Source organism: Helicobacter sp. 12S02634-8 (assembly GCF_002272865.1).
Classification (GTDB): domain Bacteria; phylum Campylobacterota; class Campylobacteria; order Campylobacterales; family Helicobacteraceae; genus Helicobacter_J.
Window position 1 is genome coordinate 217,961 of record NZ_MLAP01000001.1, and the last position, 15,334, is coordinate 233,294.

Here is a 15,334-nt window from a genome sequence, read left to right on the forward strand (position 1 = left end):
GTCTTAAATATAGCCAGAAATTCTAACACATTTTTCTTTTTTTCTCAGAAAGTTTTTTGGAACAGCTCTTGCTTGCACTTTGGAGATCAAATTTTAGCAAAGGATGCGATTATGAGTTTTAGGATCAACACAAACATAGCAGCACTCACAGCCCACGCTGTCGGTGTGCAAAACAACAGAAACCTTGCAAGTTCTTTAGAAAAGCTCAGCTCAGGGCTTCGGATCAATAAAGCTGCTGATGATGCTTCGGGTATGGCTATTGCCGATAGTTTGCGGAGTCAGAGCGATAGCTTGGGGCAAGCAGTCAAAAATGCAAATGACGCTATCGGTATGATACAAGTAGCCGATAAGGCTATGGACGAACAGATAAAAATACTCGATACCATCAAAACAAAAGCCATACAAGCTGCGCAAGATGGACAAACACTCGAATCCAGAAAAGCCCTCCAAAGCGATATCCAAAGACTCCTTGAAGAGCTAGACAACATCGCTAACACCACAAGCTTCAATGGCCAACAAATGCTCTCAGGGAGCTTTTCTAACAAAGAATTCCAAATCGGGGCATACTCCAACACCACTATCAAAGCTTCCATTGGCCCAACAAGCTCAGATAAAATCGGGCATATCCGCATGGAAACTGCTTCATTTGATGGCACAGGAATGCGTGCATCTGCAGCAGGGGCAAACCTCACAGAAGTTGCACTCAATTTCAAACAAGTCGATGGAGTCAATGACTATGAAATCGAAGCTGCGAAAATCTCAACCTCTGCAGGCACGGGTATTGGGGCATTGAGCGAGATTATCAATCGTTTTTCTAACACATTGGGTGTGCGCGCTTCTTATAATGTTATGGCCACAGGGGGCGTGCCTGTCCAATCTGGGACAATCAGAGGGCTTATCATCAATGGCGTATCTATAGGGACTATCAATGATGTGCGCAAAAATGACTCTGATGGTAGGCTCATCAACGCAGTGAATTCTGTCAAAGACCAAACAGGCGTGGAAGCGTTTTTGGATATCACAGGGAGGATCAATCTCAAATCCAATGACGGCCGTGCGATTTCTATCCACACAAACAGCGCTTCAGGTCAAGTCTTTGGCGGGGGGAACTTCGCAGGTATCTCAGGCTTCAACCACGCTATTGTTGGGCGTTTGACCCTCACACGCACAGACGCTAGAGATATCATTGTCAGTGGTATCAATTTCAGCCATATCGGCTTGCACTCTGCGCAAGGCATATCTGAATACACCGTGAATCTACGCGCCTTGCGTGGGGTCTTTGATGCAAATGTTGCTTCTGCTTCAGGGGCTAATGCAAACATCGCTCAAGCTGACTTGAACGCACAAGGTATCGGCGCTGGGGTAACAAGCCTTCAAGGTGCGATGGTGGTGATGGATATGGCCGATGCAGCGCGCACGCAACTTGATAAAATCCGTGCAGACATAGGCTCTGTGCAGATACAACTTGTTTCAACCATCAACAATGTTTCCGTCACTCAAGTCAATGTCAAAGCTGCTGAATCCCAAATCCGTGATGTGGATTTTGCTGCTGAATCTGCAAGCTTCTCTAAATACAACATACTTGCCCAAAGCGGAAGCTTTGCCATGGCCCAAGCCAATGCTGTCCAGCAAAATGTCCTCCGACTCCTCCAATAACTCTATGATTTCACTGATCTCATAAGGGCTTTTAGCCCAACTATGGGGTAGATATGTGAGTGCTTTAAGGAATTTTATGCAAAATATCTATGAGAAAAATCTCGCTGCCCTCAAGGTCAAAGACCCGCTTTTAGCCCTTGCTTTGTATGGCTTCAAGCCCAATCAAAAATTTGAAGTCTTTATGGATCACGATGGGGCTAATTTTAATATCATCGAAAAAGACTCCCATACTCCGATATTTCTAGGCAAGCCCCTTGATGAAACAATGCAAAAAATCACTGATTTCACGCCCTATACCTACTATCCTTATTTGTATTTTTATGGTGCGGGAAATGGCGTGTTTTATCGCTTGCTTTTAGGAAATGAGCAGCACAAACGGATTGTAGTGATCGAACCAGAGCTTGAAATTTTATTTATTATTTTCAATCTCTTAGATTTTTGTGAAGAAATATATTCTGATCGCATTATTTTTTTGTATTCTAAGCTCTGCAGCTACCATCTCATCGCTTCTCTTTTTGAAATGGATAAAAAAGCTAGGATTTATTCAAAAGTCTATGATTTGCATATTTTCAATCCCTATTACGAACGCCATCAATCCGAAATACTGCGCTTCAATCAATATTTTATCAAAGCCATTGAACACAGCATTATCAGTATTGGCAATGACACAAAAGACGCTATCATCGGTATCAAACAGCATATTCAAAACTTGCCTGATGTCCTATCCTCGCCCACGCTTTTAGATTTATTAGAAAATCTCAAGCACAAAGACACTGCTATCATCGTATCCACAGGCCCTAGCCTCACCAAGCAGTTAGATACTCTCAAAGCGATTGCACCTTATGTGACTTTGTTTTGTATCGATGCGTCTTTCCCGATTTTATGCAAACACGGTATCAAACCCGATATTGTGCTCTCCTTAGAGCGCGTGGAGGCGACTGCGAGATTTTATTATGATACCCCGCAAGAATACCAAGAGGGTATTATCTTTGCTATCACTTCTATTGTGCACCCAAGGCTCAAAGACTCGATCACAAAAGGTGTGAAGCAATTCAGTTTCCGACCCTTTGGCTATACTAATCTCTTTGGTTTCCATCAATATGGCTATTTAGGGATTGGAATGAGTGCGGCCAATATGGCTTATGAACTCATCGTCCACGCTCGCTTCAAGCGGTGTATTCTTATCGGACAGGATTTGAGCTTTAGCACTGATGGCAAAAGCCACGCCCAAGAAGCCCTCTATGGGAGTGATGAGATCAAGCCCAAGCCCACTGAAGAGAAGATTTTCATAGAAAAATATGGGGGCAATGGCGAGGTAGAAACGACAAAGGTCTGGAAATTATTTTTAGAATTTTTTGAAAAAGACATTGCCCAAACGCCCTATAAACTCGAAGTCATCAATGCCACCGAAGGGGGAGCTAGGATACACGGCACCAAAGAGATGTGCTTTAAAGACGCACTCAAAGCTTGCGATACCACAAAGCCCAAAGCCCCTATCAAGCTCACCTATCCCACACAAAAAGAAATCCAAGCAAATATCAAAATCGCCAAAGAAAAATGTGAAGACATCATCGCTTATGGGCTGCAAAAAAAGTCTTTGATTGAAAAACTTTTCCTCAAAGTCGCCCATTACACCGAAGAGCTAGAAAAACTCAACCATCAAAACCAGCTTGAAAAAATCGATTTCAAAAAACTCAACACACTCAGCAATCAAATCGATAAAATCAAAAAGCTTTTTGAGGATAAAAAATTCAACGACTATTTTGTCGATGCGATCCAATCATACATACTCCACCAAGAGCTCGATATCGCCAAACTCCTAGTCCGCTACACAAAAGACACTCTACAGACCCAAGCTAAGCAGCTTGAGTGGATCTATGCCCATAAATATTGGCTTTTTAGCCTTGCTGGTGGGATTGATTGTGTGATAGAAACGGTCAAAGAAGCCCTCCAAAGCTGGGATTCTCCCCAAAACACGCAACACAATACGACCCCTCCCCAAAAGTCTAAAAAAGCCCAAAAAACATCAATCTAGTGGGGCAAAAATGACTGCTCGTGCTCCAAAAGCCACTTTTTGATCCCCACACCCTCTGCATACCCAACCAACCTCCCATCACTACCAATCACACGATGGCAAGGGATGATTATAGCAATGGGATTTCTATGATTAGCACCCCCTACAGCCCGAGAATAGCGTATCGAACCCACTTGCAAAGCCAAGTCTTTATAGCTCCAAGTCTTTCCATAGGGTATTTGAGGCAAAATACTCCAGACCCTTTCTTGAAAGGGCGTGCCTTGTATTTCTAAAGGCAGGTCAAAAGAAAATACTAAACCATCAAAATACCCCTCCAAAGCCTGAATACAAGAAGATATCAAAGGCGTTAGTGCTTCTTGATGTGTTTTCTTATCACTAAAATGCACACCTCTAATGCCCGTATCACTCGCACAAATATGGATATACCTAGCCTCTAGCCCTAAAGGCGTATCCAAAAAGTAATGTTTGAGCCCAAGCACAGCTCACAGCCCCATTTTAGAGGGATTGAGAATAGAGTTAGGGTCAAAAGCCCTTTTGATACTTCTAAAAAGCTCCATCTCTGCAGGAGTGAAAGCTAAGGGCATGAAAGGCGCTTTAGAAAGTCCTATGCCGTGCTCCCCGCTCAAAGTCCCCTCTAAATCAATCGTGATTTTAAAAATCTCTTCAATCGCTGCATAACCCCGTTGCAACTCCTCTTTATCTTCAGGGTTTGGCACCATCACATTAGTATGCACATTGCCATCACCTGTATGCCCAAAACAAGGTATCTTAAAGCCGTATTTTTTGCCCACACGATCGATATGTTCTAAAAGCTCTGGCAGCCTTGAGCGCGGAACGGTAATGTCTTCGTTGAGCTTTTTTTTGCCATAGATTGTGATACTTTGAGAAGCATTGCGCCTTGCAAACCACAAATCCGCTTCTTCTTCTTCATTTTGTGCGATCTTAAACTCAAGGCAGCCATTTTCTCCAAACACTTCTTGAATCTTTGCTAGCTGCCATTGGAGTTGCTCGGGGATATCTCCATCTACTTGCGTGATGAGTATCGCCCCTGCTTTGGTAGGCAGACCCTTATGGAACTTCTCCTCCACAGCCCTCAAAGTCAGATGATCCAAAAATTCCATTGCCACAGGCACGACCCCACTTGCCATTGTTTTATACACAGCGTCCATCGCACTCCCAATATTGGGAAATACCCCCATAGCCGATTGCTTGAATCTGGGCTTTGCTAGGAGTTTTAAGGTAATCTCTGTAATCACAGCCAAACTCCCCTCACTTGCAATCAAAATCCCTGCGACATTAAAACCTGCGACATCTTTGATTGTTTTTTTGCCCGCTCTAATCACTGCGCCATTAGGCAAAACAGCGCGCAATGCCATCACATAATCTTTAGTAATCCCATATTTTGCCGCACGCATTCCACCGGCATTTTCGCTCACATTACCTCCTAGCGTGCTGTATTCTTGAGAAGCAGGATCGGGGGGATAAAACAAGCCCATTTTTTCGACACTCTCTTGAAAGTGTTTATTGATCACTGCGGGCTGGACTCTAGCAATTAAGTTTTTTTCATCGATCTCTAGGATTTGGTTGAAATACTTCTCCATCGCAAGCACAATCCCCCCACAAGCAGGCAAAGCACCTCCTGTAAAGCCGCTCCCTGCCCCGCGAGGCACGATAGAAATTTTATGTTCATTGCAATAAGACAATACTTTGCTGACATCAGATTCATCTCTGGGATAGACAATCCCCTCAGGGGCATAGCGCTCCCTTGTCGCATCATAACAATAAGCAATCAAATGGGCAGGGTCATTATAGACATTTTCGTTGCCAACGATATTTTTAAGTGCTGCAATGTGCTTGGAATCTAGCATTGTATTTCCTTGTTTCTTATTTAGAGTTAGGGCCTTGTTGGATCAAAGTATCATAATATCTAAAATAATCTTTGGATTTTTTACTATAAAACGCACTCGCAAGGCTGCCTGTCTTGACTTCTTGGATACGCGAGAAAAAGGGTGCAAAGGTGGTTTTTACCTTAGAGGTATCAAAGGCGATTTTATCTAAAGGCGCAAGACTCTGACAATCTAAGACGCTAATACTCCCTGTGCCAACGACATAGAGCAATCCCACGCTATAGACCTCACAGACCTTTCTTAAAAACTTCGGCTTAGGGTCAAACCCCCCATAATCGCTCAAATACCCCATCATCAAATCAGAACTCATAAAAATCACATCTTTGATTTGCGATTTGATCCTCTCATAAGTGCTCGCATCAGGCGCAATCAAAAAGGCACGATTATTGGTTTCTCTAAATACTGCCATATCGCCAGTATGGGGCTGTAGGCGCGGTGTGGGGAGATATTTTTGCGCCATTGTATCAAAAGCACCAAACTTAGCTGTAGCAATCCCATCACGGATCGATTCTACTTGCAGCTTTGCTGATATGACATTATAATCAGTGAGTTTGGTGATGACAAATCCACTCTCCCCTACTTTGAGATCATAGGCTGGGAAAGTGAGCGTTTTTTGTGCTGGATCGACCTTGTCTATGTTGATTTTAAGCACTTCATTGTATTCCTTTCCCATCGCTATCACAGCCCCCAAACACACCAACACGCCCAGACTTAAAAATCGCTTCAACACTATTTGTTCCTTTGCAAAAATTTATCCATATACCATATGATAGCATAGCTCAAGCCTGTAGTCTTAGCCATCTTTTCATCATTGATAAACTCAAAAGCCCTAGATACGGGCAAAAATAAAACCTCAATACACTCATCATCGATCCCACCACCTGCAGTGCGTTTGTCCTTTTCTGAGATAGAAGCAAAAAATAATGTTTGCCTACTCCCAGAAATACCTGTGGAGGTATAAAAAGTTGCAATCTTTTGGATTTTCAAAGCCTCCACGCCATAGCCGCACTCCTCAAGCACCTCTTCAGAAGCAATCTCTTCTAAGCTCTTGCCCTCTTTATCCACAAGCCCTGCACACAATTCATAAGTATAGCCATCTTGATTGCTCAAATACACAGCAGGGCGAAACTGCCTTACAACCAAAAAGCTATCAAACTCCAAATGATAAAGCAAAATAGACACGCTATCGTGAGAAGAAACGATATCCCAGACCTTGTCTTTGCCATTTTCTCTGTAATGTATGCGTTTGGGCTTGATATACACAGAATGCTCACAAGGCTCAAAATACATCGAGTCAAAATCCACTTTCGAGCAGATTTTAGGGAAATAATCCATCACCTAGCCTTTGATAGAAATATGAGCTTTTTGCTCATCAAATGTATATTGTTGCAAGGCCTCTTGGAGCTCTTTTTGATAACCCTGTGCCACTTGCAAAAATTCTTTTTTGTCCTTGCCTTTGAGCTCACTTTTTGCTGTGCGTATGCTCCCTAGAGGGTCGATGGGGCGATTGTTTTTATACACACCAAAATGCAGATGTGGGCCCGTGCTCACACCTGTGCTCCCGACTTTGCCAATGACTTGCCCCTTTTTGACATACATACCATTTCTAATCCCCCGCGCAAAAGCACTCATATGGGCATAGAGAGTTTTGAGCCCATTGCCGTGGTTGATTTCAATCGTCTTCCCATAACCACCCTTTACTCCCACAAACACGACACGACCATCAGCAGCAGCGTGGATCAAAGTCCCCATTCTCGCAGCATAATCAACGCCATAGTGGGGACGGATCACTTTGAGAATCGGGTGCAATCGCCCATAAGAAAAGCGCGAAGAAATGCGCGTATATTGCACGGGGACTTCCAGCAAAAAGCCTGCGATTTCTTTAGCGTTTTTGTCATAAAAGCGACCATTTTTATAGGCAAAAATATAGTTGGGCTTTTTATTGGTTTCAATCATCGCAGCCTTGATATCAGGCGAGCCAAAAGGCCGCCCCAATCGGTATTTTCTAGTATAGAGAATCGCGAGCTTATCATCTTTAATCACGAATTTCTTAAAATTGATACTTTTTTTATAAGCATTGACAAATTCATTGGCAAGATTGACATCGTGGGTTGTGTCTATAATGTCTTGATATGGGGATTTTTGGACAGCGAGCGTGAGGATTTTCTCGACAGAAAAAGAAACAATAGGGATAAAATCCATTTTATAGTCTTCTTTGTCTTTATAAATATGTATCTGGACATCTTCACTGATAGGAATCAGGGCTTGGAGCAAGTCATTATTCTCATCACGCAACACATAATATGAAATCCCCGCATAGATCTCAGCAGTCAGCTCCTTATCTTGAGGAGAGAGATTATAATAAAGCCGCAAAGAAATGCCATTTTGCTCAAAAAAAGTAAGCAATGTAGCACCCTTATCCCAAACAAGTCTTTCCCCTATAGCTCCAAAGCTTATGGAAAAAAATAAACAACAAAGCAGTAGAAGTTTCTTCATCAAAAGCCTTGAATCCTTAAGATTTAAAAAATGATTATATATTATTTAGACAAATGCGACGATGGAAGCAAAATAGAGAGCAAACTTTGCTATAATCACAAAAATACAGCATTTTCCCAAAGGATAGTTTGAGATGGATTTTGAAAAATTTGATTGGAAAAATTGGCTTTTTCCCACAATTTGCTTTTTTCTCTTTTGTTATAGTATGACCTTTGTCATTATCTATACTTATGCATCCAATACCGATGTATCGCTTTTTGAAAATGCTAAGCCCCAAAATGGCGTTGTCGATATCGCTAAATTCAAAGAAGAAATGCTCAAGCAAATCAAAAAAACTAATTAAAATGTTTCATATTTATGTCGATATTAATGCATACCTTCTAAAGCCAAGGAGAAACAGATGATAAACCCCGTAGGAACGCTCAATACTGCTTTGATTATGAATGAGAATAAAAAATCTTCAGAAAGTATCAAGCCACACGAAGCCAAAGAAATCACAGACAAAATCGCTCAAATCAGAGAATTGATCAAAAAAGACGCTTATCGCGTTGATTTACAAAAAACTTCTGAAAAAATGGCATCAAATTTGCTTAACCTATCATAGACATTGCGATCCCATCAAACATAGGGGTCTAAAAATGAATATTTTAGGATCAAACTTATGTTGCATAGCTACTTAAAAGGTGCCATCTCCGATCTCTCTTCGCTGATAGAGCTGACTTGTTCTGATATTGATGATATCAAGGTCGCTCACCACGAAATTATCTTTTCGCGCAATCACAAAAAACAAGAACTCATCAAAGCCTTTGAGAGCAAAAAAACTCTCATCGATCAAGAAATGCTCCATCTCAAAAATCAATTCCCCAACAAGCCACTCAATGACCTCATTGACGCAACCTCTAGCGAGCTTTTAGGCGCTATGAAAAAAAACCTCCAAGAGCTCAAAGAACTCAATGCCAACTACGCACGCATTGTATTTGCTGTATCGGAGTTTTATTCATCTTTGATCCAAAAGATCATTCCCCACGAAATCTGTGATTACAAAGGGAACAGACCCCCTGAGAGCAGTTTTTTGAAAATCCAAGCTTAAGGCAGCATATGGGCGGTATTTTATCTTCACTCAACACCTCCTACACAGGGCTCCAAGCCCATCAAGTGATGGTAGATGTAACAGGAAACAACATTTCAAATGCTAGCGATGAATTTTATAGCAGACAAAGAGTCATCGCCAAACCAGAACCCCCCCTTTCTGTGCAGGGCAAAAATGTTGGTCGAGGCGTGGAGGTGGAGAGTATCCAGAGAGTCCATGATGAATTTGTGTTTTCTCGATATGCCAAGGCTGCCCAAGACCACGAATTCTATGAAACAGAATTTGCCAATCTCAGAGAGGCTTCAGCCTACTTCCCTGATGTCGATGGTGTGGGGATTTATAATGATTTAGAGCAGTATTTCAATGCGTGGAAAGATTTAGCCAAAAACGCCAAAGACCCTGCCCAAAAGCAAGTCCTAGCCAAAAACACCGAAGTGCTCACTCACAACATCAAAGACACGCGCGCCAAGCTTAGCACACTCCAGCAAAAAGCAAGTCAAGAGCTTGAGAGCACGATCAAAGAAGTCAATAATCTGGGTGCACAAATCGCGCAAATCAATCAAAAACTCAAAGAAATGGAAGACCCCAAAATACTCAAGCAAGCCAATGAACTCCGCGATAGGAGAGATCAGTTAGAGTTCCATCTCAAAGAGCTTATCGGGGGCAATATCTCAAAAAGCAATCTCAAAACCAACGCACTCAATGATAAAAAAACAGCTGATTTTGATGATGGCTATGTCTTAAACATCGCTCAAGGCTTTAATATCGTTGATGGGACGATATTCCACCCTTTGAGTATCGAGAAAAAAAATAACTCCGATTATCTCAATCGGATCTATTTCAGAGGCGATGATTTTAAAAATGTAGATATTACAGACAAGCTCAACCAAGGCAAAGTCGGGGCTTTGATTGGGCTCTATAATAGCGGCTATGATGGCACTAAAATAGGCAAACTCCAAAATTATATCAATCTTTTAGATTCCTTTGCCAAAGGACTGATCGAATCAAGCAATGCTATCTATGCCCAAAGCGCTAGCCACCAAATCGAAAGCGCCCAGCTTGATTTTGAAAACAATGAAGCGTTCAAAGACACTAACTACAACATCAAAAACGGGACTTTTGACCTCATCGCCTATAGCACCGATGGTAAAGAAATTGCCAAAAAAACTATCAAAATCGATGATATCACCACAATGCAAGACCTCATCAAAGCCATCAATGCCAACACTGATGACAACCACGATAACAATGCGACCAATGATTTTGATGATTATTTCCAAGCATATTTTGATAACGATGCCAAAAAGTTCTATATCCAAGCCAAAGAGCCATCAAAAGGGCTTTATGTGTCCCTCAAAGACAATGGCACCAACTTCACAGGGGCTTTGGGTCTGAATCCATTTTTTGAAGGGGATAATGCGCAAAATATCCGATTGCATACAAAATATAAAAATGACCCTACCTATATCAGACCTTGGCTAGCGCCCATCAATGGTAACTTTGATGTCGCTAATATGATGCAGCAGCTCCAATATGAAAATGTTGATTTTTATGATGATAAATTCAATATTGAGCCCATGAAACTTAGTGAATTTTATCAATATGTTTCAGGAAAAATCGCCACAGATACCGAAAAGTCCCAGCAAACCCTAGACACTAAAACATCAGTCTTTGAAGCTATCAAAAAAGAAAGCTTAGCCATCTCTCAAGTCAGTATTGATGAAGAAATGGTCAATCTCATCAAATTCCAAGGCGGCTATGCAGCCAATGCAAAAGTCATCACCACTATTGATAAAATGATCGATACATTACTAGGTATCAAGCAGTGAGAGAGGATCTGAAGTTTTTCTTAGATCAGCATTACGCACACAAAAACAATCCCCTTGAGCTCACAGAAGATAAGCCCGATCCCCTTTTGGTGCTCAAAAACTACCAAAACCACGAATTTTTTGAAGAGATTGCTTTGATTTGTGCTCTGTTTTCTTATGGCAATGCCAAACAAATCCTGCTTTTACTCAAGCGACTAGATTTTTCACTCCTCACTTCTTGTGTGGGGGCGATTGAAAAAGCAGATTTCCCATTTTATCGCTTCCAGACTTCTAATGATATCCGAGTTTTTTTTATCGCCATCCACAAGCTCATACAGACCACACGAATCAGAGAGCTCATTTTTAAGGGTTATAGACGCCATCAAAATGTCATCGAGGGTATCCACTTGGCTATGGGACATCTCTATGAGATATTAGAACCCATAGCAAAAACTAGAGGACTAGACTTCCTCATTGGCACTATCAAGCCAAACCCAAAAGGCAGCTCACCTTTAAAACGTTGGAATATGTATTTGCGCTGGTTGAGTAGAAAAGACGCTTTAGATTTTGGAGTATGGGAGGGGGTGATAGATACATCAAAATTAATTCTGCCCTTAGATACGCATACTTTCCATACTTGCCACAAGCTCAAGCTCCTCCAAAGAAAGACCTATGACCTCTATGCAGCTATCCTAGCCACTCAAGCACTGAAAAAATTCGATCCCATCGACCCCATAAAATATGACTTCGCCCTCTATAGACTCGGGCAAGAAAAGACACTCCAAACAGCAATCTAGCATTTTTTGAACCACTTCAAACACACAAACTTTATGCATATCTTTACGCAAATCTCTCTTTTTGCATATTCTTTGCTTGTATGTTCTATGCTTTATTTTCTATAGAAGTTTTCAAGCAATGATTGGCCGATTTGATCCAATACACCCTCGCATATCGGGCAAAAAAATCGCGTGCATAATTAGCGTCAATCACCCCATCTCTTCCCCCCAAATAAACTTCAATCTCTACTTGATGTGCGTGCATTTTTTGTAATTTTTCCTCACTCCACACATACTCAAGCAACCCCTGCAGCGCATCGACATTTTCTGTATGGATATATCTTTCCATCTCTTTATCTACCCCTGCTGCTTGCAAAAATCTCTCCACATAGCCTTGTGCGTCCTTTTTGAAAGCGCGCATTTGAGCGATTTTAAAAGCCTTGGTTTTGTCTTGAAATAGCGCTGGAGAGAGCAAAATCACTTTCTGGATACGCCAATGATTCTCCAGCCTTTCATAAGCCCACTCAAAAGCCCTCTGAGCGCCACGACTGAACCCACACACATCATAAGCCCCCATATCTGCTATCAGGGGCTTAAAAACTTCTTGCTCTCCTTGGAAACAAAACCCACTAAAATACATTTTGGGTGATTTCTTTGATACTTTCTTTATTGAGTTTTTCTTTTTCTAGCAGTTGCTTGGCTAGCAAAAGTATGCTTTCTTTAGAATTACTCAAAAATTCCTTTTGCTCTTCAAAAGCAAGTGTGAGGATTTCAGAAATATCCCCCTCTCTTGCGATAATGCGGCTTGCCATACCATATTCTTCGCACATTTCTCTAGCGATTTGACACGCTTTTTTGATGTCATCTTGGGCATTGGTGTATTTTTCTTTGCAGATAAGCTCTAAAGCGATGATACCACTCAGATGGACTTTGATTTTATTATTCATCTCGCTCTTACTCAAAACTTCCTTGTCAATATCTAAAATAAACTCACCCATCAAAGTCACCTTATCAAACTCCACATCGAGCCAATACGCACTGATGGCCTTGGCTGATTGATAGAGTGCGAGGATATTTTTTTCTTTTTCACTCAATGCTTGGATTTTTTTCTTACCCAGTGCGACTTTGTCTTTGACCTCTAAAATATCCCGCATTTCTATGAGCTTGCTCTCTCGCCTCAAAGCACTCAAAGCACTCTCATTGACCAAAGAAGCAATCATCGCCCCACTAAAGCCCACACACATTCTAGCGACCTCAGATAAGTCAAGATGGTATTGCTTATCTTGCAGATAAATCTGGAGTATCTCTATACGCTCTTCTAAGTCAGGAAACCCCACATACACGCGCCTATCAAACCTACCACTACGCAAAAGCGCTTCATCGATCACTTCGATTTTGTTTGTCGCCCCAATCACAATCACCCCCCCACTCTCCTCAAACCCGTCCATCTCTGTCAAAAGCTGATTGAGCGTGGCCTCGCGTTCATCATTGCGATTCCCACCTCTGGCCTTGCCTACAGCATCGATTTCATCGATAAAGACAATCGAGGGAGTGGTGGCCTTTGCTTTAGAAAAAAGCTCACGCACGCGTTTTGCTCCCATACCCACATAAATCTGGACAAAACTACTCCCACTCTGATAAAAAAACGGCACGCCAGCCTCGCCAGCTACTGCCTTAGCAATCATTGTCTTCCCCACACCCGGAGGGCCTATGAGTAAAACGCCCTTAGGCAAGGAAATCCCCAAATCTTGATATTTTTTAGGATTTTTGAGATAGTCAATAATCTCTAAAAGCTCTTCTTTGACCTCTTTGATCCCTGCTACATCCTTAAATCTCACAGATGAGTGGATTGGCGGTGCCATGGGCGTATCTTCAAGCCTGCTTGCATTTTCTTGAAAGGTCTGTGTCTGATAAAATGGCTTGATAGAACTTGATGGAAGAGGTTTTTTAAAAGTCAAAAACAATGCCCTCCCAAGCACCATCACCCCCAACACAACCAACACAACAATCCCTATCCCAGCAAATATCTCTCCGAGCTCCATATGCCCTTGCACCTTGATGGCTATATCTTGAAGATTTGAGGGAGAAAACACGCTCTTAGCAGTCTTATAGCTCTTTGAATCTGTGTATAAATAGATATAATCATCGCCGATAGAAACGCTCTTAATGGGCTGGCTTTGGAGCAATGAGTTGAATTGTTGGGGGCTGATGAGCTCTGCATTATCCTTAGCTAGCAAAAATACTACTAGCACAATCACGACCAAAGTCCCCACAATCCCTATCAGCAGATTTTTAGATTTCAACACGATTCACTCCATCTAATACTTCATAATCCCTTATTTGCAGCCATTTACTCTCCAAGGGCGTTTGTGTGTGGATTCTGACTTTATTAAAATATTCATCTAAACCACTATAAACACTCCCTTGCGGGCTTTCTTGATGTCCTTCAATCAAAACTTGCAGCACTTTTTGTTTGGCTTGCAGCGCTTTTCTGAAATGTAGATTTTTCTCTTCCACCAAATCATTGAGCTGATGGAGGCGCTCTTTAGCTATAGCGCCATTGACAACAGGCTGCATTGTTGCAGAGGGCGTGTTATCTCGAATGCTGTAGATAAAAGGGTGCAGATGGGTCAAGGGCAAGGTTTTAGCATTTGCAAATGCCCTTTCCCACACCCCCTCACTCTCGCCAGGATGTCCCACGATAAAATCTGTCCCTATCGCAAAGCCCTTTTGGGCGATAAACTCTAAAAGCTTGTAATCTTGTTCAAAGCGATTGTGCCGATTCATGCGCTCTAACATTGAATTTTCTGTGTATTGCAAGGCAATATGGAGATGTTTTTCTAAAAACTCACTATCTAAAAGCTCCAAAAACTCCCCATCAATCTGCGCAGGCTCCAAGCTCCCTACGCGTATGCGTTTGATTCCATCAATGCAAGCAAGAGATTTTATCAGCTTAGCGATATTACTCCCCTTATCACGCCCATAACTCCCCACATTTGTCCCTGTCAGCACCACTTCAGAAATCCCCCCATCAGCAAGCACCCTCACTTGCTTGAGAATCATCTGTGTATCCATACTCCTAGCCCGCCCGCGCACAGAGGGGATCACACAATAACTGCAAGCAAAGTCGCAGCCCTCTTGGATCTTGATAAATGCGCGGGATTTGCCGACAAACTCGCTCACAATCGTTGTATCAAGATGCATTTCATTGAGTGCATCATCATAAAAAAATTTTTGATCTTGTGATAAAAAAGTATCGATATTTTCTTTTTGACTATGCCCAAAGACTCCAAATGCCAAATCTTTTTCAAACAGATTTTTCCCCTGTGTCTTGACCCCACAGCCTGTAAAATAAATCCTTTTCCCACTGGCGTGCATGCGATTGACATAGCTTCTTGAGCCGCTATCAGCCCCATTAGTCACCGTGCAAGAATTGACTACGATAATATCAGCACTCTCTTCATCATCAACATATTCAAAATTCTTGAGATTTTCGCGCATGACTTGTGTGTCAAAAAGATTCGTCCGACAGCCAAAAGTTTTAAAAAATACCTTTTGCCTCATTT

Annotated in this window: 14 protein-coding genes and 1 pseudogene; 7 read left to right on the forward strand and 8 right to left on the reverse strand. The window is 42.0% G+C overall.

Translation table 11 applies throughout. The annotated features are described in order from the left end of the window. Positions 1-111: 111 nt before the first annotated feature. Complete coding sequence (locus tag BKH46_RS01090; RefSeq protein WP_095224965.1) at positions 112-1,656, forward strand: flagellin B; 1,545 nt, start codon at positions 112-114, stop codon at positions 1,654-1,656. Between the two features lie 76 nt (positions 1,657-1,732). Next, positions 1,733-3,616, forward strand: a pseudogene (locus BKH46_RS01095) (motility associated factor glycosyltransferase family protein); the annotation flags it as partial. 71 nt (positions 3,617-3,687) lie between these two features. Here the strand turns inward: BKH46_RS01095 and BKH46_RS01100 are convergent. Genes BKH46_RS01100 through BKH46_RS01120 form a run of 5 tightly spaced genes read right to left on the reverse strand, consistent with a single transcriptional unit; the run spans position 3,688 to position 8,094 of the window. Next, the gene (locus BKH46_RS01100; RefSeq protein ID WP_095224967.1) at positions 3,688-4,170 is read right to left on the reverse strand and encodes a methylated-DNA--[protein]-cysteine S-methyltransferase; all 483 of its coding nucleotides are present in this window, start codon (positions 4,168-4,170) and stop codon (positions 3,688-3,690) included. A gap of 3 nt (positions 4,171-4,173) precedes the next feature. Further along, entirely contained in the window at positions 4,174-5,559 is a 1,386-nt protein-coding gene (locus BKH46_RS01105; protein ID WP_095224968.1) for an FAD-linked oxidase C-terminal domain-containing protein, read from the reverse strand. Between the two features lie 16 nt (positions 5,560-5,575). After that, on the reverse strand, positions 5,576-6,325 hold the full coding sequence (locus BKH46_RS01110) for a plasminogen-binding N-terminal domain-containing protein (RefSeq protein ID WP_143428894.1): 750 nt from the start codon (positions 6,323-6,325) through the stop codon (positions 5,576-5,578). Between the two features lie 2 nt (positions 6,326-6,327). Next, on the reverse strand, positions 6,328-6,933 hold the full coding sequence (locus BKH46_RS01115; RefSeq protein WP_095224970.1) for an NUDIX domain-containing protein: 606 nt from the start codon (positions 6,931-6,933) through the stop codon (positions 6,328-6,330). 3 nt (positions 6,934-6,936) lie between these two features. After that, entirely contained in the window at positions 6,937-8,094 is a 1,158-nt protein-coding gene (locus tag BKH46_RS01120) for a peptidoglycan DD-metalloendopeptidase family protein (protein ID WP_095224971.1), read from the reverse strand. A 133-nt stretch (positions 8,095-8,227) separates the two neighbouring features. Here BKH46_RS01120 and BKH46_RS01125 point away from each other — a divergent pair, with 133 nt between their 5' ends. The 5 genes from BKH46_RS01125 to BKH46_RS01145 are packed head-to-tail and all read left to right on the forward strand — an operon-like array spanning position 8,228 to position 11,789. After that, the gene (locus BKH46_RS01125; RefSeq protein ID WP_095224972.1) at positions 8,228-8,437 is read left to right on the forward strand and encodes a hypothetical protein; all 210 of its coding nucleotides are present in this window, start codon (positions 8,228-8,230) and stop codon (positions 8,435-8,437) included. A 57-nt stretch (positions 8,438-8,494) separates the two neighbouring features. After that, positions 8,495-8,698 carry a flagellar biosynthesis anti-sigma factor FlgM gene (locus BKH46_RS01130; RefSeq protein ID WP_095224973.1) on the forward strand — a complete coding sequence of 68 codons (204 nt, stop codon included), beginning with the start codon at positions 8,495-8,497 and terminating at the stop codon, positions 8,696-8,698. Positions 8,699-8,755: 57 nt separating this feature from the next. After that, positions 8,756-9,184: a hypothetical protein gene (locus BKH46_RS01135; RefSeq protein ID WP_095224974.1), complete on the forward strand. Its 429-nt coding sequence runs from the start codon at positions 8,756-8,758 to the stop codon at positions 9,182-9,184. Positions 9,185-9,192: 8 nt separating this feature from the next. Further along, complete coding sequence (flgK, locus tag BKH46_RS01140) at positions 9,193-11,013, forward strand: flagellar hook-associated protein FlgK (RefSeq protein WP_095224975.1); 1,821 nt, start codon at positions 9,193-9,195, stop codon at positions 11,011-11,013. Next, complete coding sequence (locus BKH46_RS01145) at positions 11,010-11,789, forward strand: TIGR02757 family protein (RefSeq protein WP_095224976.1); 780 nt, start codon at positions 11,010-11,012, stop codon at positions 11,787-11,789. Before flgK ends, BKH46_RS01145 begins: the two co-directional genes overlap by 4 nt. A gap of 85 nt (positions 11,790-11,874) precedes the next feature. On the opposite strand, the gene bioV is transcribed toward BKH46_RS01145, so the two are convergent. The 3 genes from bioV to mtaB are packed head-to-tail and all read right to left on the reverse strand — an operon-like array spanning position 11,875 to position 15,332. Next, positions 11,875-12,408 (reverse strand): pimelyl-ACP methyl ester esterase BioV, encoded by a 534-nt coding sequence (bioV, locus tag BKH46_RS01150; protein ID WP_095224977.1) that lies wholly within the window; start codon positions 12,406-12,408, stop codon positions 11,875-11,877. After that, positions 12,398-14,074, reverse strand: coding sequence for an AAA family ATPase (locus BKH46_RS01155; RefSeq protein WP_095224978.1), 1,677 nt, complete (start codon positions 14,072-14,074; stop codon positions 12,398-12,400). The genes bioV and BKH46_RS01155 overlap by 11 nt, the downstream gene beginning before the upstream one ends. Beyond that, positions 14,061-15,332, reverse strand: coding sequence for a tRNA (N(6)-L-threonylcarbamoyladenosine(37)-C(2))-methylthiotransferase MtaB (gene mtaB / locus BKH46_RS01160; protein ID WP_095224979.1), 1,272 nt, complete (start codon positions 15,330-15,332; stop codon positions 14,061-14,063). The genes BKH46_RS01155 and mtaB overlap by 14 nt, the downstream gene beginning before the upstream one ends. Between the last annotated feature and the right edge of the window lie 2 nt (positions 15,333-15,334).